The following is a 23,050-nucleotide window of genomic DNA, read 5'->3' on the forward strand; positions in this document are numbered from 1 at the left end:
TGCCCGTCATGACGGGCACCGAGCAGATCTTCCAGCACACGCGCAATGCCCTCGCGCTCCGGCGTGTCGCCATACACGAAGTTCTCCAGCACATTGAGACTGTCGCGGTTGGCCAGCACCAGACAATCCGAGGCGGCACCATCACGCCCCGCCCGGCCGATTTCCTGGCTGTAGTTTTCAATCGACTTGGGCAGGTCGAAATGTACGACGTTACGGATGTCGCTCTTGTCGATACCCATTCCGAACGCGATGGTTGCCACGATGCAGTTCAGACTGCCGCCCATGAAACGTTTCTGGATCGACTCGCGCTGATCGTTGGGCAGGCCGGCATGGTAAGCACTGGCGGGCAGGCCATTCTGTTCCAGGTGCGACGCAATGTGTTCGGCTGTCTTTTGCAGGGTCACGTAAACGATGGTCGGCTGCCCGCGACGCTCGTTGAGCCACTCCACCAGCTGGCGTCGTTTGTCACGTCCACTGACCGGCTTGACCCACAGCTGCAGGTTGGCGCGGTAGAAGCCGGTGGTAATGACATCCTCGGGGGCGATGGCGAATTTGTTCTGCATGTCTGTGATGACGTGCGGGGTCGCCGTGGCGGTCAAGAGCAATGCCTGGGGAATGTTGAATTCGCGCTGGTAGTCCGGCAGCTTCAGGTAGTCGGGGCGGAAGTTATGCCCCCATTCCGAGATGCAGTGCGCTTCGTCGACCACCAGCAATGAAATCGGCACTTGGGCGATGAAATTGCGGAAACGCTCGTTCTTGAGACGCTCGACTGAGATCATCAGGATCTTCAGCTCTCCGGAGCGCGCTCGCGCCATGACGTCGGCCACATCATCGCGGCTCTGCGCAGAATCAATGCTTGCTGCCGAAATGCCGTGGCGATGCAGGAAGGCGAGCTGGTCCTGAATCAACGCCAACAAGGGTGAAACCACCAGCGTTAAATTGGGCAGCAGCAGCGCAGGTAATTGGTAACATAGCGACTTGCCTGAGCCGGTAGGGAAAATCGCCGCAGCCGAACGGCCTGCCAGCACGGCACTGATTGCGGCCTCCTGACCTGGACGGAACTGCGTGTAACCAAAAACCTGCTCAAGACGCTGGTGCATGTGTTGCCCATCCATCAGTCAAATAAAACGGCGCCAACCTTAACGTGATGCATCAAAGGCATACAGCACCGATGCGTTACAGAAACACAGCGCATAGCCGATAGAATTGAAATTTGCTGCCTGCTGTATCAGCAGCGCGCGGCGATTACTCCGTAACGCTTGATCTGGAGCAGGAATGGATTCCACACAACAACCCGAAGACGACGGAATTATCCGCATTCAGCGCCTCGTGCCGGGCCAGGTCGACGTCGTTCTGGGCGCACATCCAGGCCGTAAACGTAACGCTCGACCGGACAAGTCGCGCCCCTACGGGCTATGGCTGGCAGGCCTGATCGTTGCCGGTTGCCTGGCCGGGCTGGTCGCTTCGCACGTGCGAGGCCCAAAAGCGATTCCGGTGCCCGTCGTCGAGCAGCCTGTGCCTGAAGCTGAAACACAGACGACATCAGCCGAAGGCGAACCCGCAACGGTCGAAACGACTTCGCCAGCACCCTCGACCCGAAGCCCTGGGCTCTTGCCTGTCTCCGCAACACAGGAACAGCCTGTTAACGTGCAGCCGCTGGATAACTGCATGAAGAATGGCAACGTCATCGACGAGAGCGTATTGAACTGCCGATTCGGCCAGATCCCTCGCCCTGCTCAGGCAGAGCCTGCTACAGGCATGGTGTCTGCAGACTACCTGGCCGACTTCAAGAACAACGCTGCGCGCAATGCAGCCCGTGCTTCCCGACCCTACAGTGTGGCGACGGCGTCCATCCGTGAATGGGACGGCAGAAACCGCTACCGCGCGCAGTGGCGGGTTTACGGCAACACGATCGACGGCGACAGCGTCTGCGAGAATTTCGCGATTCGCTCAGTCGAACGGCGCGAATGCCGCAAGGCCGCGCAGGTCAACTTCAGGGAAGAATGCCGGGAATGGACCAAACGCGCGGCGCGAAATCGCGACGAGGGCAGTAAAAATGCCGAACAGCGCTACTGTGAAGTGGCAGCGACGTTCTCACCTTAAAAAGCACTCGAAACCGCTCTGGCACGGTATTCTCGCCGCCATAAACCTGTGTTCGGCGGGTCTCTGCACGGCTGATAATCAGCAAAATCCCTGACACGTATAGCCAAAGGCTTACACGCGATGAGGAACATTGGCTATTTTGCACTCTTCATCAGCGCCGTAATATTGGATCCAACAACTGGTGAACAAGGAGTTCGCCAGGATCAGGGACGATCGACCATCGCCGGGAAGGCAGCCGACAGGGAGTTGGAATGGTCTTGGTACAAACCCGCTTCGGCGGGTTTTTTATTGCCTGCGATTTTTGCTGTCAGTCGCCCCGCCGGATTCGAGAATTTTCCTGACGCCAGAATCCCCTCCCCCCACCACGCCGTTTGAACCTGAGCCCTGGCGGTATAGCGAAAGGCTTACACGCAGTGGAGGAACTTGGCTATTTCCGCCCTGACTCGCCCTCCGTAAGATTGGATCCATCAAGTGGCGAACAGGGAGTTCACTAGGATCAAGGATGATCGACCATCGCCTCGGAGGCGTCCGACAGGAAGTCGGGATGGTCTTGGAAAAACCCGCTTCGGCGGGTTTTTTATTGGCTGTCGAAAAAGCCACGAGCAGTTATCGATAGGGTTCCTTCCCACTGCCCAACCTCCTGTGGCGACAGACGCTCTTACGCCTGGAGGTATTTTCTTCTGCCTCGTTTTACTGTCCTTCCATTGCCCACCTGAACCCTCGCAGTGCCATCATCCGCCGTTCATGAAATATCCGACTCTAAGCAAGTATCGCGAACTTATCGTCTTTGACACTTGAGAATCGGGTGAATCAGTTCATCCTTCTAAGCTTAATTTGCACCCCTGATCGGATCCAAATAACGCCCTAAAGCCCTTTAAAATCAATACTTACAGCTATATTAAGGGTGCAATGCAACCCAATGATGGCTCATAGTCATCATTGCTTAGTGTAACGAAACCGAGAAAATATCCACCGTCTGTAGGAACTTTCCTACTAAAAATAGTGCCATAGACCACACTGCTGGCTAGACGACATCCATATGCCAGCACTAAATCCTCCCTCATTATTGTGGCGGTGTGTCATGCAGTGACACACAGGGCAGGACCACTTCGTGAGTAGGTGTGCAGTCGAGAAACTCGCAGCTCTTCCCCGCCCCGGTCTGATCCGGGAAGCGGTCGTGAAGGGTTCAAGGACGATGTACCGATGACTCAGACGTTCGATATAGAAGCATTGATCAAGCTGCGCAAGCAGACGCGCGCTATTTCCGACGCGCTCAAGGTGCAGGCATCTGACTACCTGTCGACCCTCGCGTTGCTGATACGCCCGCAGACATTCTTCGGTGAATACCTGCAGGGCGCGCAACGCAGCAGCGGCCGCGAGACCCAGCACCACTTCAAGGAGCTCAAGGAGCTCTACGACCGCATTGCATCGGCAGAGCCGTTCAAGCTGGTCAATGAACTGGAAGTGCCGCTGAACCTGATCAGTACAACGCCCGAGCTGTTCCCGCTCGAATACGACATGGTGTTGTCACAAAGCGGGCAGACCATTCGCATCACCAGTCCGGTGCGCTGGGTGGTGGGCTTCAACTCGTTCGATCTGGCGCAGTTTCGCAAGGTCATCAAAGACCCGAATCGCAGCAGCGCAGAGCTGTACCGCTACGTTGTGCATTATCTGGTCCTGTTCTACTGCCTCAGCAAATCGCCGGGCATGAGCCGCCTGTTCGAAGGGTTGCGCTTCCCGGTCAGCTTCGAGCGTTTGAAAGACTTCGGCGATCTGCCGTTCTGTGTGATCAGCTCGCCTGTTCGCTCCGAATTGCCGGATGAGTCGGTCATTCGCAACAGCACACAGATTGCAGGCAATACCAGCTTCGAAGAATTGGTCGGACACGAAAATATTCTGGAAATGAACGATGAAATCCGTCAGCGTCTTTTGCTGACGATTGAAGGACTCTAATCGCGCCCGGCCTGCCGCAGGCCCGGTACGCAAACGACTTGCAGCGAGTTGCTCGCACAGGAGATGACGATGGCGAAGAAGGAAAGTACCCAGCACAAACTTGACCGCGTTCGCGCGCCTCGGGTCCATATCACCTACGACGTGGAAATTGGTGATGCTCAGGAAAAGAAAGAGCTGCCATTCGTTGTGGGTGTCATGGGCGATTTCTCCGGCAATCCGCTGGAGCCGCTGCCCAAACTCAAGGATCGCAAGTTCATCTTCATCGACCGCGACAACTTCAATGGCGTTCTCAAAGGCATCAAGCCGCGCCTGGCGTACCGCGTCGACAATACCCTGGCGAAAAACGGCACCCAACTCGGTGTCGAGCTGAACTTCAATGCGCTGGAAGACTTCGAGCCGCAGAACGTCGTGCGTCAGGTAGAGCCGCTGCGCAAGTTGCTGGAAGTGCGCAACAAGCTGGCTGACCTGCGTAACAAGATGGGCGGCAACGACAAGCTTGAAGAGCTGCTGATGGACGTGCTGCAGAACACTGAAAAGCTGAAAACCCTGGGCAAGGAATTCGGCCGTGAAGCCGCTGTTCCTGCCACCGACAGCAAAGAGTAAGGAGGAGCCTGACGATGACCGATAAGCAACCCGTGACTCAGCAGGACAGCACGACGGTTGAAGTTGAAAACTTCGCCCCGCAATCCTCCCTGCTCGACAGCATCATTTCCGAAAGCCGCGTTGCGCGCTCCGAAACCGAGCGCACCCGTACCCGCGATCTGATCGGCGAGCTGGTGGCTCAGGTGCTGGAAGGCGAGATGACGCCCAGCAAGGACCTGATCGCCGTACTCGACGCGCGCATCGCCGAGATCGATTCGATGCTTTCCGAGCAGATGAACGAAATCATGCACGCCCGTGAGTTCCAGCAGCTGGAAGCGTCCTGGCGCGGCCTGAAGTACCAGGTTGACCAGACCGAGACCAGCACCACGCTGAAGATCCACCTGCTCAACGCGTCGAAAAAAGACCTCGTGCGTGACCTCAAGGCCTCGTCCGAATTCGACCAGAGCGCACTGTTCAAGAAGATCTACGAAGAAGAGTACGGCACCTTCGGTGGTGCGCCGTTCGGCATGTTGCTGGGTGACTACGAGTTCAACCGCAGCCCGGAAGACATGTACCTGCTGGAAGAGATCTCGCACGTTGCGGCTGCGGCCCACGCGCCATTCATTTCCGCTGCTTCGGCTGAACTGTTCGGCTGGGACTCGTTCACCGACATGGCCGGGCCTCGCGATCTGGCCAAGATTTTCGACACCGTCGAATACGCCAAGTGGAAGTCGTTCCGTGCCTCTGAAGACTCCCGCTACGTCGGCCTGACCCTGCCGCACGTACTGGGCCGCCTGCCGTATGGCCCGGATACCACACCCGTCGAAGAATTCAACTTCGTCGAAAGCGTCGATGGCCGCGACCACAACAAATACCTGTGGATGAACGCTGCCTACGCACTGGGCACTCGCGTGACCGATGCATTCTCCCGCTACGGCTGGTGCGTGGCGATCCGTGGTGTCGAAGGTGGTGGTCTGGTCGAAGGCCTGCCCACTCATACGTTCAAGACCGATGACGGTGAAATCGCGCTCAAATGCCCGACTGAAATCGCTATCACCGACCGTCGCGAAAAGGAGCTGTCAGACCTGGGGTTCATTCCTCTGGTGCACTGTAAAGGCACCGACTACGCCGCGTTCTTCGGCACCCAGTCGACCCAGAAGCAGAAGCAGTACAACACCGACATTGCCAACGCCAACGCACGCCTGTCGGCGCAACTGCAATACATCTTCGCGACCTCGCGTATCGCTCACTACATGAAAGCGATCATGCGCGACAAGATCGGCAGTTTTGCATCCCGCAAGGACGTCGAGTCGTTCCTCAACGAATGGCTGTCAGACTATGTTCTGCTTGATGACACCGCGAGCCAGGAAGCCAAAGCCAAGTTTCCTCTTCGAGAAGCAAGCGTAGAGGTTGTTGAAGTGCCAGGTAAACCAGGTGCTTATAAAGCGGTTGCGTTCCTGCGCCCACACTATCAGTTGGATGAGCTGACAGCATCCCTCCGCCTCGTGGCAGAGCTGCCACAGTCGACGCGCAGTTAACCTACTTCATCAGCCAGGGAGGCATCGTTGAATGAGTCGTTCTCCTCAATTAGTACCTACGCTACTTGATCGCCTGCTTGATGACGCTCCTCATCAAGCAAGCGAGGCGGTTTCCAAACGCCTCTGCTCGTTGGGCGAATACAAGACCAGCCTGATTAGAGATCTCGAGACACTGGTTAATACACGTCAGTGCCTCGTCGCATCGAAACTCGATGACTATCCGGAGTTGGCGGGAACGATTCTCGAATATGGCATGCCCGACTTTACCAGCAAAGGCGTGCTCGACCCTGAAGACCGACGCCTCATACAGGCTCAACTGGAGCGTGCTATCACGGTCGGTGACCCACGTTTTCGCGCTGTAAAAGTGCAACTGCTTAACCAACAGATTGGCCACCGCATGCTTACTTTTCGGGTTGACGCAGTGCTGCATCTTCAGGATGCAACGCGTCAGGTTTCTTTCGACGCGGTGTTGCAAGTCAATACCCAGGAATACAAAGTGCAGAACCTCAATTGATTCTCGACGATCTGCTGCCTTATTACGAAAAGGAGCTCTCGCACCTGCGCTTTCTCGGGCAGGAGTTTGCACGTGAGTACCCGAAAATTGCGTCGCGGTTACTCATCGAAGGTGATAACTGCGAGGACCCCCATGCCGAGCGCTTGATTGAGGGCTTCTCATTTCTGGCGGCTCGCATACACAAAAAGCTTGATGACGAATTTCCCGAAATTGTCGAAGCCTTTCTTGAAGTGCTTTACCCACACTACCTACGTCCGACGCCAGCCTTGTCCATCGCAGAATTCAGTAGCGGTACAACCTCTACGCTGACGGCTTGCTACACCATCGAACGGCATACGGAGATAAGTTCCAAGACCGTAGAGGGCGTGGCTTGTAAGTTCAGAACCTGCTACCCGGTCGACCTGTGGCCTATCGCAGTGCGCGATGCATCGTTTGTAGAACTGGAGCGTTCTGCTTTCAATGGACACAGTGCAGATCTGGTGGCCTGCCTGAAAATTGGCCTGACCGCCACCACCCATCTCCACTTCGGGCAACTGGATATTGAGTCCCTGCGCTTTTTCCTCGACGGCGAAAGCACGCTGATGCTGCAATTGTACGAACTGCTATTCAACAATTTGTCGAAGGCCACTGTAAGTTTTACAGAACAGGGAAAACGTCGGGAAATCGGTTTGCCACGGGGTGCGTTGAAAGCGGTTGGTTTTGAGCGCGATGAAGGCCTGGTGGATTACTCGGAACGCTCGTTTCTCGGGTACAGACTGCTGCACGACTACTTCACGTTTCCGGACAAATTCATGTTCGTCGATATTGGAGGACTCAAGAGAAGCCTGGCTGATCGAGACCTCAAGGATATCGAGATCAACTTCTATTTTGACCATTACGAAATGGGCGATCGGCTTGCGCGGCTTGCACAAAATCTGGGGCGTAATAATTTCAAACTTGGATGCACTCCGATCATCAACCTGTTCAAACAACAGGCCGAGCCGGTCAAGCTCACTCATACACGGCACGAATACGCCGTTACCCCCGATGTCAGGCTGCAGGGACATGCAGAAGTAGTCTCCATCGACCGAGTGCAGCGAGTCAAAAAAATAGCCGGGGCTGACACGGTCAGCGAATGCAACCCGTTTTTCGAGCCCAGAGGCGACCTGGGGCCAGACGCCTGCTACTGGATCGGCCGGCGGCGCCCCTCCCGGCACAGCAAGCAGGGCGGCACAGAAATGGTTATACGAGTCGTGGACCGCGAGCTCGACCTCATCGACGCAGGCAGTGATTCGTTGAGCATATCCCTGACTTGCAGTAACCGGGACTTACCGCAACTGCTCAGTTATGGAGGCAGCCAGAGCGACTTCATATTTGAAAATGATGGTGTGGTCGACGGTATCCGGCTACTGCGCAAACCTACAGTGACAGCGCGCGTGCCTCTGGGCGACGGATTGATCTGGCGGCTGATTTCTCACTTGTCCCTGAATCACATGTCGCTGGTGTCACAGGGCAAGGAAGTGCTTCAGGAAATGCTGAGCCTCTACAACTATCGACGCGGACTGGCGGTTAGAAAGCAGATCAGCGGAATCCTATCGATCAAGAGTGAGGCTGTTGTCGTACGTATCGGCCACCCCCGTCCCAACTTCGTGCGTGGGGTAGGTATCACTCTGGAACTGGACGAAAGCCAATACATCGGCAGCGGCGTATTCCTGTTCGGCAAAGTCCTTGACCACTTTTTCGGACAGTACTGCACCGTCAACAGTTTTACCCAACTTACCCTTCGTACCCGCCAGCGGGAAAAGAGAATTGTGCAATGGCCACCCAGAACGGGCGATCAACCTCTGGTCTGATCGATCAGGCACGCGCAGAGCCTTACCGGTTTGAGTTTTTTCAACTGGTCAGGTTGTTGCGTCTGCATTACAGCAGAGCAGGACGTATTGATCCCGAAGCGCGCCCGCATGAGGACCCGCTGCGTTTTCGCACGCAGCTGTCGCTGAACTTTCCCGTGAGCGAAGTCAGCGATCTCAAATTCGAGCGCCTCGATGATTCGACTGCAACTGAACAGGCATTGACCGAAGTGCAGGTAACGTTCATGGGATTGATAGGGCCGTCAGGGGTACTTCCCCGTCCCTACACTGAAATACTCATGAACCGGCATATCCAGCAGAGGGACGATGGCGCCCATGCGTTTCTGGATGTGTTCTCTCATCGCATGATCGCTCTCTTCTATCAGTCATGGCAGAAATACAAGTTTCACATCGAACATGAGCGCAAGGGTTCATCGGATTTCGAGCGCTATATGCTCAATCTGGTGGGTTTCGGCAAGCAAAGTCAGAAGCGAAAATTTGGCGCGAGCGGCTCACCTGTTCGACAGGAGTTATTCACCTACTTCTCGGGCTTGTTCACCCAGCGGCCTCGTAATCCGCACAACCTGGAAGTGATGTTGAGCTTCTACTTCGGGCAACCCTTTTCACTGCGCGCCTTTGCCGGACGCTGGTTGAAACTTGAGCCGGAGCAGTGCTCGCAACTGGGGCGTGCCAATGCATCTCTCGGTGAAAGCGCGGTGGCTGGCAATCGCGTATGGGACTACCAATCCTGCGTACGTATCGACATTGGTCCCTTGGACCTCGCTGAATATCAGCGTTTTCAACCAGGTAATGACGACTATAGAAAACTGGTTGATGTGGTGCGCTTCTATCTCGGTCCTACCCTTGATTTTGAACTTGCTCCGCAGCTCAAACCTGAGGCGATTCCGCTGGCGCGTCTAGGCCGAAACACAAACACAGCGCTGGGCTGGCTTGGCTGGCTGAAACGGCCTGGCGAAAAAGTAAATCCGTCACGTTGCGCTGTTTTCCGTATTCCTTTTGATGGGGTCGCCCTGTGAACCTTAAGTCACTCTTTGCCAAGCTCAATGACACCTGCCGCAACGCAACCGAAAGCGCCGCTGCGCTGTGCCTTGCGGAACGTCACTACGAAGTCGATATCGAGCATGTATTGCTACAGCTTCTTGAAGGCGACGATAACGATCTTCTGCCGATCTTGCGCCATTACGATGTAGTGATAGAGCGTCTGCAGTCACAGTTGGCGAGCGCCATGAGTGACTTCAAGACAGGGAATACTCGCACCCCCGCGTTATCCCCGCACATAACCCAACTGATCGAGCGAGCCTGGGTATTGGCTTCTATCGAATATGGCCAAAGCCTTATCCGAAGCGGCTTTTTGCTACAGGCCTTGCTCGACGACAAGGAACTGCGTCGGGTCATAGCCGCGTCAGCTCCTGAATTGGAAAAGATCAATGTCGACGATTTGAAAGCCAATCTCGAGGACTTCATTTCAGCCAGCAGCGAGTCACAGCAAAGCGCTTCTTTGCCAGCCGGAAACGATACTCAACGACCGGCAACCAAGGGCAACGGCAAGACTCCTGCCCTGGATCAATACACCGTGGACCTGACCCGCAGCGCGCGGGAAGGACGTATTGATCCGGTACTGGGACGCGAATTCGAAGTGCGCCAAATGGTCGATATTCTCACCCGTCGACGGCAGAACAACCCGATTTTGACGGGAGAAGCCGGTGTCGGTAAAACCGCGGTAGTTGAAGGCTTGGCATTACGTATTGCTCTGGGCGATGTGCCAACGCCACTCAAGGATGTCGCTATTCATACGCTCGATCTGGGCCTGCTGCAGGCAGGAGCCGGGATCAAGGGCGAGTTCGAGAACCGTCTCAAATCAGTGATCGAAGAAACAAAGCGCAGCGTACATCCAATCATTCTTTTCATTGATGAAGCCCATACGCTGATTGGCTCAGGTGGCCAGGCAGGACAGAACGATGCGGCCAACCTCCTCAAGCCAGCCTTGGCACGCGGCGAACTGCGAACTATCGCCGCCACTACGTGGGCTGAGTACAAAAAATACTTCGAAAAGGATGCCGCCCTTGCACGCCGCTTTCAGGTCGTAAAAGTAGAGGAGCCGGAAGAAGATCAGGCAATCTACATGTTGCGTGGCCTCCTGGAAAAAATGCAGGAACACCATCGGGTAGCGGTCATGGACGAAGCGCTCGTCATGGCTGTCCGCCTGTCCAATCGCTATATCACAGGCAGGCAATTGCCGGATAAGGCCGTCAGCGTACTGGATACCGCCTGCGCGCGTGTCGCGCTGGGACAGACAACACAGCCCGGAATGCTCGAAGATTGCCGGCGCATGATTGACAACCTGCGCACTGAAATATCTCTGCTGGAAAAGGAACAGATCAAAGGCAGCGACCATCAGCGCCGACTTGCTCAACTCAGTGCAGAACTGACCGACGCCGAGAAACGCGAACAGGAACTGGTCACACAGTGGCAACGCGAATTGGAACTGGTCAAACAGTTGCACGAACTTAGCGAACAGACCACAGGGCAGGACCACCGCGCCGAGCTGGCCGACCTTCGGGCCGAGCTTGCAAAAGTTCAAGGTGAGCAGCCTCTGGTGCATGCGCTGGTAGACGGTGCCACCATTGGTGAAGTGATCTCCGGCTGGACAGGTATCCCGCTGGGCAAAATGCTGCGCGACGAGATTGATACCGTCCAGCGCTTACCTGCACTGCTGGCCGAACGCGTTCTTGGTCAGGACCATGCTCTGCATGAAATAGGCAAACGCATCAAGATTTCACGTGCGCGCATGGAAGACCCCAATAAGCCAATCGGCGTATTTCTGTTGCTTGGCCCAAGCGGTGTTGGCAAGACGGAAACCGCACTGGCATTGGCCGATACGCTGTACGGCGGCGAACGCAATGTCATCACGATCAATATGTCCGAGTATCAGGAAGCCCATACTGTCTCCAGCCTCAAGGGTTCACCTCCGGGCTATGTCGGATACGGCGAAGGCGGCGTACTGACCGAAGCTGTGCGTCGCAAACCTTACAGCGTCGTATTACTGGATGAAGTCGAAAAGGCCCATCCGGACGTGCTCGAACTGTTTTTCCAGGTATTCGACAAAGGCGTACTGGATGACGGCGAAGGACGCGAAATCAACTTCCGTAACACGGTGATCATCCTCACGTCCAATGTCGGCACCGAACACATCATGCAAACGTGTCTCGGGGTCAGCGAGCTACCCGCCCCCGCCCAGATCGTCGAAGACCTGCGCGACCAGCTCAACAACGTATTCAAACCTGCATTTCTCGGGCGCTTGAGTATTGTTCCGTATTACCCGGTACAGGACGCCGTGCTCGAACGCATTGTCGGTCTGAAGCTCGCGCGTATCCGTGAGCGTTTCGAACGAAATCATCAAGCCTCTTTGGAATTCAGCCCGGAACTGGTGCCCACGATTGCTGCGCGCTGCACAGAAGTCGACAGCGGGGCCCGGAACATCGACAACATTCTGTCCGGCACATTGATGCCTGAATTGGCAGAGCATGTGTTGGCGCGGATGGCAGAAGACAAACCCGTCAATAGCATGAGCATCGGCCTTGATGAGGCCGGAGGCTTTTCGTACACCGTGGCATAGACGACAACCGAAATCCGGATGAGATTCAGCGTCGCCCGAATTGCCGGGCGTCGATAGGAAGTGTTTCAGGAGCAGCAAAATGGGCAGGTATTTGGGTGTTTTGATTATGTTGCTAGGGCTGACCGCTTGCGGCATCACTGACCGTGTAAGCAAGCGAGTCGATGACACATGGGCAGGCGACATGCTGTTCAGCAGCGATGAAAAAATTGTTCTGACCGTGGACGGCGGCAACCAGTTGAACCCCAATACCTCCGGCATGCCTTTGTCCGTCGTGACCAGGGTTTATCAGTTGACCTCGCTGGACAAGTTCAACAGCGCGGACTCCAACATGCTGCTGGAGCACCCCGAACAGACACTCGGCAACACCGTGCTCGATACCCGCGAACTCGTGGTTTTGCCCGGGATGGGTCAGGTCCAGACCTGGCCACTGGCCAAGGAAGCACGGTACATCGCAGTAGCGGCCTTCTTTCGTGATGACAGCGGCGGCCGCTGGAAAATGGCATTCAATGCCGACGCGTTTCGCAAGGACGGGATTCTGTTTTCATCCGAGGGCGGCCGCGTGCTTCTGGACGTGAACCGCATCAGTGCCGAGCGTGGACAAGATGTGCTGCAGATGCCTGAAGAACAAATCATCGCGCCATTGCAGCCAGCCCAGCCAGAGCATACGGAGCCTGGGCTTATGGAGCGCATGCAGTCAAAGGCCGTCGAATCTGCCGAAGACGCTGCCAACAATTCTATTAAGAAGTCGCTGAGCAATACATTTGATTCAGCTCTGGAAGGTGCTAAATGAGTAAAAAGAGCCGTGTAATGTGGTCAGAAGGCATGTTCCTTCTGCCACAGCACTTCCAGTATCAGGATGAGTTCCACCAGAACCAGCTGGCTCAGGCGACGCTTCGCTCGTCGCCATTTCATTGGGGCGTGCAGCTTCTGGAAGTGGATGAGCAAGCCTTGGTCAACGGAGTGCTGCAACTCAAGCGGCTACAGATGGTTTTCCCGGACGGCTCGCTTTTTGACGCCCCGCAGCACGACCCTCTGCCTGCTGCGCGCGATTTGAAAGATGTGCAGCACGGTTCGGAGCTGAAGGTGTACGCGGCGTTGAAACTGGCCGAACCGTACAGCGCCAATTACCTTGACGAAGGTGAAGAGCGCAAAGGCGCGCGTCGATACCGTAAAGCATTTGATATGTTGCCTGATATCAATGAAGGCGAGCTGGAAAACGAAATTACCAGTCTGCGACTTAATGTTGTGCTGCTGATCGATGGTGATTCACTCGATGGCTACAGCTATTGCCCGCTAACCCTGCTACAGCGCAACAACATTAACGGATTTAGCCTGGACACTCAGTTCATTCATCCTGCCCTGCACATCGGGTCGCATGAAACGTTGCTGAAAATTGCCCAGCGCTTGCTCGCACTTTTGCAGAGCAAGAGCGAAACACTGTCTGGCCGCCGCCGGGAAAGAGCTGACCAGATCGCTGAATTCGGGTCGAGCGATGTCAGCCTGTTCTGGCTGCTTTATACCGTCAATCGCGCGTATCCGGGTCTTGCTCACCTGCTTCAGCATCCGAGGCTGCACCCAGAGCAACTGTATCGCTTTCTGGCTGAGCTGGCGGGCAGTCTGCTGACTTTTTCCCTGAGTGCGCAGCTCAATGACATCCCTGCCTACGATCATCATGATCCCGCCACTTCGATGATAAAGCTCGACAGGCTGGTTCGCGAACTGCTCAACAGTGTTGTGCCCAACCAATATATTCCGATCAGCCTGGAACAGACTCGTACGTCCTATTTTGTGGGCCGCCTGAACGATCCACGCTTGAGTGAGGCTGACTTTTACATTGCGGTTCACGCAGACATGCCGGGGGCTCAGGTTCTTGAACTGGTACCACGTGCATTCAAGGTCGGCTCGCCGGAAGACATTGAAGTCGTGGTCAATACGGCAATGCCAGGAGCGGCGCTCAGCCACTGCGTGCGAACCCCAAATGCCATTCCCGTTCGTCTGGACAACCAATACTTCTCGATCGAACCCCATGGCCGGGTCTACGAACGCATGATGAAAGCTAACGCCATCGCGTTCTATGTACCCAGCGCATTTAAAAATCTCAAGCTTGAACTGATGGCGGTGCTCAAATGAATGATGCCGTGATGCAAGGCGGCGTTACTGCCCCAGCGCAAACACTGACACTCAAGGATATGGTCAAGGACTTCATGACCATGGCGCTGATGATTCGTCGCGGAAGCAAGGTGCGCGACGTCTCAAGGCTGCGTGCCAGCGTCGACGAATTCTTTCCCGCGCTTGAGCGGGATGCGCGTCGTGCCAACTACAGCGTCGAACAAGTCAGGGATGCGCAATACGCGCTTTGTGCGTTTCTGGATGAAAGCGTCTTGAATGCCGGGCAGAGTGAAATACGCAATCAGATTGAAGTTAATCCACTGCAATTTCAGTATTTTGGTGTCCATTTGGCGGGTCAGGGTTTCTTCGAGAAACTCGAGGCATTACGTACCGACGTGAAGCGCAACCTTGATGTCCTTGAGGTTTATCACCTGTGCCTGGCACTGGGCTTTGAAGGCAAGTATAGCCTCGAGAAGAAAGATCAACTTCGTTATATCGCCAATACCCTGGGTCAGGACATCGCTCGCTACCGAACCCCGCGCAAGGCGCTTTCTCCTGATTGGGCACTGCCTGATCAAGTGTCTCAGATGTTTCGCTATGAAGTCCCCTTATGGCTCTACCTGGTACTCATCGCACTGATATGCGGTGCCGTTTATCTGACCCTGGACTGGCTTCTGGGCAAAGAGGTGGCAGCACTGGCCGAACAGGTCCGTCAGCTGTTCGGCGTTTAATTCAGTTACGGATCCGGTCAGGAAGACATGAAAGCATTATTGCGTTGTTTGAAAAATTTCTGGTTTGCACTGGCACTCCTGTGGACCGTCGGTTTGCTCGCTTGCTGGCTGGCACTACCGCGCTGGAATTTCACGCGGGAAAACGTTTACGTGGCCATGGCGCTGATCAGCGCCTTCTGTCTGCTGCTTATTGTGCTGCGTCAGTACCGCAGAATTCGCGCCGAACAAAACATCGAAAGCCTTGTGCAACTGGAGGTAGACAGGTCGCTAGGGGCCGAGGGCGAGTTTCGTGATCAACACGTACTGCGCGAGCGCCTCAAACATGCGATATCGATGCTGCGCTCATCGCGCTCTGCGGGCGGCGGCGGAGCATCTGCGCTTTCTGACCTGCCATGGTATCTGGTCATCGGCATGTCAGCTTCGGGCAAGACCTCGCTACTGACACGTTCAGGTCTGTCAGCGACCATTGCCGGAGCTCAGGCGAGCGGCATGGACAGCGGGACTCAGCACTGCGACTGGTATTTCAGTCCTGACGCAGTCTTGATTGATACTGCGGGCCGCTACTTGCGCGATGACCAGTCAGCCAGCGAGTTCGCCTCGTTCCTCAAGCTACTGCGCAAGCAACGCGCCAAACCCGCCGTCAACGGGTTGATTCTGGTGGTGAGCCTGCCAGAGATTGTCTCTGCCACCTTGGCCGAACGTGAAGCCCTGGCTGCTCGTCTGGTTTCTCGTATCGATGAATACAGCGAGTGTCTGGGCGTCAACCCTCCGCTTTATCTGATGCTCAGCAAGACAGATCTGCTGCCAGGCTTCAACCAGGCCTTCGACGGTATGGACACTGCACAACGCCAGCAGCCTCTGGGTATGACGTTCGCCTTGTCGGATGTGCGCGCCAAAGGCCTGCGAGCTGTCATGGAAACCAAATTTGCCCATTTGCTGGAGAGCGTGCGACATCACGTGGACACCCAGCTCATTATCGGGGGCAAAACCGCCAGCGCCGAGCTGCTGCAATTCCCCAATTACTTTGCCGAACTGTCGACCGTTATCTCTGGTTTTCTTGACCAGTTTGAGCGCTCAGCGCAAGGGCATACGCCTCCCATCGTGCGAGGTGTCTATTTTACCAGCGCCCTGCAGACAGATGAGCAGTTGCCACCGGTCTATGAGGACGCGCTTGGAGATTACTACGCGCTTGAGCCCAAAGAGCATCCGGTACACGGCGATACATGTAGAAAGATAGGCGACAAGAGCTACTTCATTACTGAGACATTTCGTCAGGTAGTGTTCCCGGATCGCAACCTGAGCCTTTACTACTCGCGCCTGGGCCGCACACGATCTTTGACACCTGCATTGATCGCGATAGCGGCTTTGGCAGGTATAGGCCTGATAGCGTGGGAGACGGTTTCTTATAACAAAAACCGTGAAATGCTGACGGGCATCGCAAACGAATTGAAACAGCTTGAGACTGCACCCGACCGGTCAGACAGGTTGCGCTCAGGGCAGGCAATGGAAACATTGCGTGTTTACCTGAGCGAGTTCGAAGGATACGACAATCACGGCGTACCCTTCGCGTTGGGCGCTGGCCTGTACAGCGGCGATGATCTGCTGACCCCACTACGTGAGGCGTACCTGCAGCAGCTACGTACCCAAGCGCTGGAGCCAATAGGCAAGTACTTGCAAGTACAACTGCGCGAGCTGAATCAGTTTGCCCAGACGGTGGATAGAAGCCCGCTGGCACCGACTGATAAACGCCGCTCGACCAAATCCCCGATAAAAGCACCAGCAAAAAACCCGAGTCTCAGCGCATTGAAAGCGACGGTCGGCCTTCCGCGTAACAGCGCAGATCTGACCGGCCAGCTACGCTCGGGCGTCAACGAGGCAGGTGAGGCTGGGCGTCGCAGAACGCTGGATGCTCTTCGCGATAACGCCAAGTCCGAATCAACTACGGATCTTGCCGAAGACACCGCACTGACTGCCGGGTTGTCACTGTCGGAAGACAGCCTCAGCCGGCTGACAGAGCAACAAGTATCTTCAGTGATCAAGGCCTACAGCGCACTTAAGCTGTACCTGATTCTGTCGCGCCCGGATGAACACCGCGATGCCGAATTCGTTGCTGATGAACTTCCTCAAGTCTGGGCACTGGCGGCGCAGGCCGAGGGTCAGGAAATCAGTCCGGCACTGATTGAAGCCAATACCGCGATGTATGTGCGCTACCTGCAACAAGGCACCGCGCCAGCGCTGCGACGTAATGAGCAACTGGTCAACGAAACACGGCAGAGCCTGCGCTCCTTCATGATTGCCAGCTCTCTGGTTGATCGTGAGTATCTGCGCCTTCAACTGGAGTCGAGCCGTCAGTTCCCGTCGCTTACGCTATCGGACATGGTGCCCGCAGCCGGACGTGATCAGTTATTTTCGGCGGAAGCAGTACCTGCCATTTACACCCGACAAGGTTGGGAAGAGTTTCTGCAGCCCGAACTGATCAAGTTGCTGTCAGGCAATCTACGCAACGACAGTGACTGGGTACTCGATAGCGAAGGCAGCAACGGCATGGTTCAGAAAGCCAACTTCGTGCGCGAGCTGATGGCTCGCTACAAAGCCGACTACGCAGATGCCTGGTTCAGGATGCTCAGAGGCGTAGGTGTGCGTCATTTCACCGACATGGCCAATGCTACCGAGCGTTTGTCAGTACTTAGCGATGTGCAGAACTCCCCCGTCAAGAGTCTGTTGCACGCGGTGAACCAAAACACGTCGTGGGACTTGCCCAAAGTCAACTCTGCGGCGTCTCCGAACAAAGCGGACGACGGGTTCTGGAGCGGCATCAAAGGCACCTTCAGTACCCAGAGCGAGCAAGCCGAAAGCCTGGTAGTGACATTGCCACGTGTTGACGATGGGAGTCTGGCAAAACGCTTCGAACCCGTCGCACGCCTGTTCGCAACGCAAAATGCAGAAGGCGCGGACAGCACGGTGATGGATCGATATCTGGCAGCGTTACGCAAGCTCAAAGTGCGTTTGACCAATATTCAGCGATCGCAGGATGTCGGCAAGAACAGCAAGCTATTGATCAGCGAAACACTGGAAGGACAGCCGTCTGAAGTTACACAGGTACGCAACTACATCGAGACCAGTGTCGATACCAGCGAAGGAGGCCTGTCGAACTCCTTGCAACGCCTGTTCAACTCGCCACTGCAATATGCTTGGGAAACACTTCGCGACCCGGCTGGCCAACAGATCGCAAAAGCATGGTCGCAGGATGTCGCCCGCCCCTGGAAACAGGTTATGGCTTACCGGTACCCCATTGTGGCTGGCAGTGAAAACGAGGCATCCGTCAAGGACTTGCAGCGTTTCGTCGATCCTGAAACAGGTCTGCTGCCCGCGTTCAAACGCAACGAAATCGGCAACCTCGCCGGCGGCGAAGGATTGGGCATGGGTACAGGCGGTAACGCCGCGCCTTTGGTCAATACACGCATGATCGACAGTATCGACAAGGCCAGCTCGGTAGGACAGGTCATCGCCAGTTTGTCTGATCGGGAAAACGGCTTCGAAATCATGTTGGAGCCATCGGCTCGTTACACGGACATCATTTTCACGCTCGACGGGCAGGAACAGCATTATCGAAACGGTCGTACCAGTTGGAACCGGTTCTCCTGGCCGGGTACCTCCAACGCACCGGGCGCACGTCTGGACGTTGTGACGCTGGAAGGTCAACGCATCACTGTTTTCGACTACCCAGGCCGCTGGGGCCTGCTGAAAATGAACGACAGTGCTCGGGTCACTGATCTGGATACGGTTCAGCAGCGTTTCAGCTGGCAGTCGGCCGCAGGGCCGGTAAGCCTGGTCGTTCGTAACTATGGCGGCGTCAAAATGACTGATCTGGCACAGGTCAAATCATTAAGCGTGCTTAACGATCCTGGGCAGAAAAACTGATTATGGCAAGCCATCGCAGAGGGGGCACAGGCTGATGATCGGATGTTTTGGCAAAGTGCCCGCGAGTGCCGACTTCGTCAGTTTGAACGGAGCCATGCCTGAGGTATGTGAGTTCGATCTGTGGCTACAAAACAGTCTGGGGCGCATGCAGACGCGTGAGGATTGGCGGGAATTGTTTGATGAGTTGCCCGTATGTTTTTTCTCATACCGCAGTCGCAATGGACAGTGGCTGCTGGGCGGATTCATAAGCTCGCGGGACGCCAGCGGCAGACGTTATCCATTTATGGTGTTTCAAAGCATAAAGGTGGATACCAGCGACCCGTTCATCAATCCGCACACGTTGTGCGAGTTGTTCGCGGGGCAGATAAAACCGCTTCTCATGCAGGCCGCACAGGGAACGGACATAGAACAGATTTTTGCTCGACTCAGAACCATGCGTCTGTGGACCGCCAAGGACCTGGATCTCTATCGACGTGTGCATGACAAGTTTCTGATGGACTTTAACCTGCGTGATGTGTCGCGGCCGCTGCGACACAGCTATCCGGAGTTCGGTACTCAGTCGGGGCTGGCCAGCCTTTACAAACTGCGCAAGGCCATGAGGGACAGTGAGCCACCCGCGATAAGCCTGCCTCTGCCGGCGGAGAGCGGTCTGAAGCGGCCGATGGCTGACTTGTGGTGCACATTGCTGTCACGTCTGCGCGGCAAAACGGGCATGCCGGATGTCAGCGTGCTGGTAGACAGCTTTATGCGTCCGGGGCTGCTGTGCTTTCCGTCGCGTGGAAACAGTGAAATGTATCGGATGTTGACCGGTATCGCTGCACCCGAGGACCGCTACAACCTACTGGATCCTTTACCGGAGCCCGCGTCTGCCGACTCGCTTGTGTTGCCTGCCGATCACCTTGCATTGAACGACTTTATTGAGCGCTTTATAAACGCTCGGGATGAACAGTATTGATGAACAGGCTCAAATATTACTTTCTCAAGTACCAGCCATATGTTCTGGGGATTGCGTTCTTCCTGGCCATCTTCCTGGTGTGGTCGATCGGTGTAGCGATGGGATTTTCGTCCCTTCATAGCCTGCTGGCAGGGATAGGTGTGTTTCTGTTGCTATCGGCTGGTTATGTCCTTTTTATGGGACGAAGCCACGCACCGCGCCACGATCTTGAAGCGCTGCTACGTGATGACGCCGATCAGGCCGTATTGAATTCCAGCCCTCAGGATCGCGAGGAAGTCAGTCTGCTACGCGAGCGCCTGCTGCAAAGCATCGAGCGCCTGCAGGGCAATTCAGAGAAGAAAGCATCCAGTAAAGACGCACTCTATTCCTTGCCTTGGTACTTGGTAATCGGCCAGCCTGCGTCCGGCAAAAGCACCATGCTGTATCAGTCAGGATTGAATTTTCCTTATGCGGAGCGCGAAGGCGCACGCGTCGCAGGACTAGGCGGTACTCGCAACTGTGACTGGTTTTTCAGTTCTGAAGCAGTGTTACTGGACACTGCTGGCCGCTATATGGATAACCAGGAAGAGGCTGGCAAATGGCGTGCGTTTTTAAGCCTGCTTCGGCAACACCGGCAACGCCGCCCGCTTAACGGCCTGATCGTCGCCGTGAGTGTAGAGGACGTTCTGAAGTCAACGCCCGACAGCCTCGAGCGTCTTGCCAAGCGCCTGCGTGAACGCATTCAGGAAGCGCATGATCTGCTTGAGCTGCGCCTGCCTATCTATCTGGTGTTCACCAAAAGCGACCTGATACCAGGCTTCACTCACTTCTATCGCCAGCTCGATAACCAGACTCGTGGCGAAGTAATGGGCAAGACGTTTGCTCACGAAGGTTTCAGGCAGTCCGATTGGGGCAAGCGCTTCACCGCAGCAATGGGCGAATTGGTAGACCATTGGCAGCAAATTGCCGATCAGCAATTGGTGCAACAGGACATTCAGCTGACCAGACAGGACCCGGCGGCGTATCGCTTCCCTCTGGAACTGACAGCGCTCAAACCATTGCTTGAGACTTTCGTTACCGACTTGCTCAGAGCGAACCCCTATCAGAGTGCCGAGCTGCTCCGCGGCTTCTATTTCACCAGTGCACTCGACGCTGATAAAGCTGCGCAGGGATTGTATGCAAAGCATGTCACCGAGCGCTTTGCACTGGCTGACTCGTCGACCGAACTGCCGGTAACCGGGCAGACGCAGCCGATGTTTATCAACAGCCTTTTTCAGAAGGTCATTATCCCTGATCAACATCTTGTGGCGCTGTACACCAGCAATCGCAGCGAAACCCGGCGCAAAGGTATATGGATCGGCACAGCCGCATTGGCAGGCTTGCTGCTTTGTGTAGGCTGGGGCATTTCGTACAGCAATAATAAAGCAGCCATTCAGGCAATTTCCGGCGGGCTGGCCGCAGCACAGCAAAAAGACGAACACACCAGCGGCCAATACACCCAATGGCAGACGCTGGATCAACTGCGGCAGACTTCAGCAGATCTTTATACTCGTCACCACGGTGGCGGCGTACCGCTGAGCATGCGTTTGGGGCTGTACAAGGGTTATGACGTGGAGCCCTATGTACGTCAGCGCTATTTCGCACGTCTTGAAAGCGTGATGCTCAAACCGACGGCCGATAACCTGACCCGCTCGTTGTACCTGTTGAGCAGTATCAAGATATACCAGCGCAACGCGCCGACGCTTACAACCGTGACGGGAATCGACAGCGTCGAGCCGCGCGCGCTCCCTGTGGATAACCGCGCACAGTCAGTTGCGACCTTTGGCAAGACCACGCTGGATACCTACTTGATGCTGTCCAAGGGGCAACGTGAGCAAGCCGATCCTGCGGTTTTAAAGGCTCGCATTCCTGATTATTGGTACCCGGCGATCTACAAGCAGGTTCAACGCGACACAAACGTGTCAGCTCAAGCTGCTGGCGAGGTCGACGACTATCAGTTTGCCGGGCGTCAGATTGCGTTCTATAGCGATCAGATCCGTGAACTTGACGTACCACGCATTCTCAACAATGCATTCTTGATCTCCAGCTCGCGCAATTACATAAATAGCCTGCTCTCACAGTCGTTGCGCGCTATCGAAACCATCACGCTGGAGTCCGATACCCTGTTTGCGTTTGGTCGCGCGGACTTTCAAAGTCTTGAGCTTGCCGGGCAACGCCAGTTGAGCGCCATCGCCGGGAAACTGCTGAACACACCGAACGTGGGCAAGATCGTGATCACGGGCCACGCTGACCAGATTGGCGATGCGCAGAGCAACCTGCAGGTATCCAGACAGCGCGCGCAAACCATCAAAACCTACCTGGTAGGTAAAGGCTTGCCGAGCGAACTGGTCGACGCGGTCGGCGAAGGCAGCAATAAACCACTGGTGCATTGCGATATGCAGATGCCGCGCGCCGAGCTTATCCACTGCCTCGAGCCTAACAGACGAGTCGAAATAGAGGTGCGAGCGCTTAACTGAGCCGCCCCCCCGAGGTAAAACGATCGCCATGTGTGTGCCTGCTTCGGCACGCATGGCTTTAGAACGGCCCAGCCATTATGTGGCAGGGTCAAACACAGGGCGATCCAACTTGTGGATCAATGAAAGCCCTTTTAAGGAGAAATGAAAAATGGCATTTGACGCATTCCTCAAAATTGACGGCATCCCGGGCGAAAGTCTGGATGACAAGTTCAAGGACTGGATCGAAATCCTGAGCTACACGCACGGCGCTACACAGGCGACTTCGGCAACTGCCAGTTCGTCTGGAGGCGCATCTTCCGAGCGCGTTAACCTGAGCGACTTCACGGTTATCAAGTATGTCGACAAGGCTTCTCCCAAAGCCTTCGAGTCATGCTGCAAAGGCCAGCACATCAAGGAAGTTGTCCTCAACCTTAACCGTGCCGGCGGCGACAAGCTGACCTACATGACCATCACACTGGAAGAAGTGGTCATCTCTTCTGTCACCTTCCTGGGCAACATGCCTGTGGCTGGCGAAACCAAGGCGGAGAGCGATCTGCCATTGGAAGAGATCAAGTTCAACTTCTCCCGCATCAAGATCGCCTACACCCAGCAGAAGCGTTCCGATGGCGCAGGCGGCGGTAAAGTTGCAGGCGGCTGGGACCGCTCGTTGAACAAGGTCTACTCCTGAGTAGGGCCTCGGGCGA

At 55.6% G+C, this 23,050-nt stretch carries 16 protein-coding genes; 15 read left to right on the forward strand and 1 reads right to left on the reverse strand.

Annotated elements, in window-relative coordinates; all coding sequences use genetic code 11:
* Positions 1-1,100 (reverse strand): RecQ family ATP-dependent DNA helicase (locus ALO80_RS22625; protein ID WP_144434245.1); only part of this gene is annotated, 1,100 nt, incomplete at its 3' end.
* A 175-nt stretch (positions 1,101-1,275) separates the two neighbouring features.
* Between ALO80_RS22625 and ALO80_RS22630 the strand changes: the two genes are divergently transcribed.
* From ALO80_RS22630 to ALO80_RS22705, 15 genes are all read left to right on the forward strand, one after another.
* Positions 1,276-2,103, forward strand: a complete 828-nt coding sequence (locus tag ALO80_RS22630; RefSeq protein WP_055010617.1) for a hypothetical protein — start codon at positions 1,276-1,278, stop codon at positions 2,101-2,103.
* A 1,203-nt stretch (positions 2,104-3,306) separates the two neighbouring features.
* The gene (locus ALO80_RS22640; RefSeq protein ID WP_002551426.1) at positions 3,307-4,056 is read left to right on the forward strand and encodes a hypothetical protein; all 750 of its coding nucleotides are present in this window, start codon (positions 3,307-3,309) and stop codon (positions 4,054-4,056) included.
* 69 nt (positions 4,057-4,125) lie between these two features.
* A complete protein-coding gene (gene tssB / locus ALO80_RS22645; protein ID WP_055010619.1) occupies positions 4,126-4,659 on the forward strand; it encodes a type VI secretion system contractile sheath small subunit in 534 nt (177 codons plus the stop codon).
* A 14-nt stretch (positions 4,660-4,673) separates the two neighbouring features.
* A complete protein-coding gene (gene tssC / locus ALO80_RS22650) occupies positions 4,674-6,176 on the forward strand; it encodes a type VI secretion system contractile sheath large subunit (protein WP_055010620.1) in 1,503 nt (500 codons plus the stop codon).
* Positions 6,177-6,207: 31 nt separating this feature from the next.
* Positions 6,208-6,690, forward strand: a complete 483-nt coding sequence (gene tssE, locus ALO80_RS29985) for a type VI secretion system baseplate subunit TssE (RefSeq protein ID WP_083493380.1) — start codon at positions 6,208-6,210, stop codon at positions 6,688-6,690.
* A complete protein-coding gene (gene tssF / locus ALO80_RS22660) occupies positions 6,690-8,522 on the forward strand; it encodes a type VI secretion system baseplate subunit TssF (RefSeq protein WP_055010648.1) in 1,833 nt (610 codons plus the stop codon). Before tssE ends, tssF begins: the two co-directional genes overlap by 1 nt.
* Positions 8,486-9,556 (forward strand): type VI secretion system baseplate subunit TssG, encoded by a 1,071-nt coding sequence (gene tssG / locus ALO80_RS22665; RefSeq protein ID WP_055010622.1) that lies wholly within the window; start codon positions 8,486-8,488, stop codon positions 9,554-9,556. Before tssF ends, tssG begins: the two co-directional genes overlap by 37 nt.
* Entirely contained in the window at positions 9,553-12,156 is a 2,604-nt protein-coding gene (tssH, locus tag ALO80_RS22670; RefSeq protein ID WP_055010623.1) for a type VI secretion system ATPase TssH, read from the forward strand. The genes tssG and tssH overlap by 4 nt, the downstream gene beginning before the upstream one ends.
* A 79-nt stretch (positions 12,157-12,235) precedes the next feature.
* Positions 12,236-12,946, forward strand: a complete 711-nt coding sequence (gene tssJ, locus ALO80_RS22675; protein WP_055010624.1) for a type VI secretion system lipoprotein TssJ — start codon at positions 12,236-12,238, stop codon at positions 12,944-12,946.
* Positions 12,943-14,286: a type VI secretion system baseplate subunit TssK gene (gene tssK, locus ALO80_RS22680; protein ID WP_003372334.1), complete on the forward strand. Its 1,344-nt coding sequence runs from the start codon at positions 12,943-12,945 to the stop codon at positions 14,284-14,286. The genes tssJ and tssK overlap by 4 nt, the downstream gene beginning before the upstream one ends.
* Positions 14,283-14,996 (forward strand): type IVB secretion system protein IcmH/DotU, encoded by a 714-nt coding sequence (icmH, locus tag ALO80_RS22685; protein ID WP_010406254.1) that lies wholly within the window; start codon positions 14,283-14,285, stop codon positions 14,994-14,996. Before tssK ends, icmH begins: the two co-directional genes overlap by 4 nt.
* Positions 14,997-15,023: 27 nt before the next feature.
* Positions 15,024-18,917, forward strand: a complete 3,894-nt coding sequence (locus ALO80_RS22690) for a type VI secretion protein IcmF/TssM N-terminal domain-containing protein (protein ID WP_055010625.1) — start codon at positions 15,024-15,026, stop codon at positions 18,915-18,917.
* Between the two features lie 34 nt (positions 18,918-18,951).
* Positions 18,952-19,872 (forward strand): type VI secretion system-associated protein TagF, encoded by a 921-nt coding sequence (gene tagF / locus ALO80_RS22695; protein WP_055010626.1) that lies wholly within the window; start codon positions 18,952-18,954, stop codon positions 19,870-19,872.
* Positions 19,872-22,367 carry a type VI secretion system membrane subunit TssM gene (tssM, locus tag ALO80_RS22700; RefSeq protein ID WP_055010627.1) on the forward strand — a complete coding sequence of 832 codons (2,496 nt, stop codon included), beginning with the start codon at positions 19,872-19,874 and terminating at the stop codon, positions 22,365-22,367. The genes tagF and tssM overlap by 1 nt, the downstream gene beginning before the upstream one ends.
* Before the next feature lie 148 nt (positions 22,368-22,515).
* A complete protein-coding gene (locus ALO80_RS22705; RefSeq protein WP_005730234.1) occupies positions 22,516-23,034 on the forward strand; it encodes an Hcp family type VI secretion system effector in 519 nt (172 codons plus the stop codon).
* Positions 23,035-23,050: the final 16 nt, after the last annotated feature.

This window comes from Pseudomonas caricapapayae, assembly GCF_001400735.1.
Taxonomy (GTDB): Bacteria; Pseudomonadota; Gammaproteobacteria; order Pseudomonadales; family Pseudomonadaceae; genus Aquipseudomonas; species Aquipseudomonas caricapapayae.

Bases quoted from the DNA above. Each gene is read 5' to 3' on its own strand.
- ALO80_RS22630 (WP_055010617.1), top strand. From the start codon at position 1,276: ATGGATTCCACACAACAACCCGAAGACGACGGAATTATCCGCATTCAG.
- ALO80_RS22640 (WP_002551426.1), top strand. From the start codon at position 3,307: ATGACTCAGACGTTCGATATAGAAGCATTGATCAAGCTGCGCAAGCAG.
- tssB (WP_055010619.1), top strand. From the start codon at position 4,126: ATGGCGAAGAAGGAAAGTACCCAGCACAAACTTGACCGCGTTCGCGCG.
- tssC (WP_055010620.1), top strand. From the start codon at position 4,674: ATGACCGATAAGCAACCCGTGACTCAGCAGGACAGCACGACGGTTGAA.
- tssE (WP_083493380.1), top strand. From the start codon at position 6,208: ATGAGTCGTTCTCCTCAATTAGTACCTACGCTACTTGATCGCCTGCTT.
- tssG (WP_055010622.1), top strand. From the start codon at position 8,486: ATGGCCACCCAGAACGGGCGATCAACCTCTGGTCTGATCGATCAGGCA.
- tssJ (WP_055010624.1), top strand. From the start codon at position 12,236: ATGGGCAGGTATTTGGGTGTTTTGATTATGTTGCTAGGGCTGACCGCT.
- tssK (WP_003372334.1), top strand. From the start codon at position 12,943: ATGAGTAAAAAGAGCCGTGTAATGTGGTCAGAAGGCATGTTCCTTCTG.
- icmH (WP_010406254.1), top strand. From the start codon at position 14,283: ATGAATGATGCCGTGATGCAAGGCGGCGTTACTGCCCCAGCGCAAACA.
- ALO80_RS22690 (WP_055010625.1), top strand. From the start codon at position 15,024: ATGAAAGCATTATTGCGTTGTTTGAAAAATTTCTGGTTTGCACTGGCA.
- tagF (WP_055010626.1), top strand. From the start codon at position 18,952: ATGATCGGATGTTTTGGCAAAGTGCCCGCGAGTGCCGACTTCGTCAGT.
- tssM (WP_055010627.1), top strand. From the start codon at position 19,872: ATGAACAGGCTCAAATATTACTTTCTCAAGTACCAGCCATATGTTCTG.
- ALO80_RS22705 (WP_005730234.1), top strand. From the start codon at position 22,516: ATGGCATTTGACGCATTCCTCAAAATTGACGGCATCCCGGGCGAAAGT.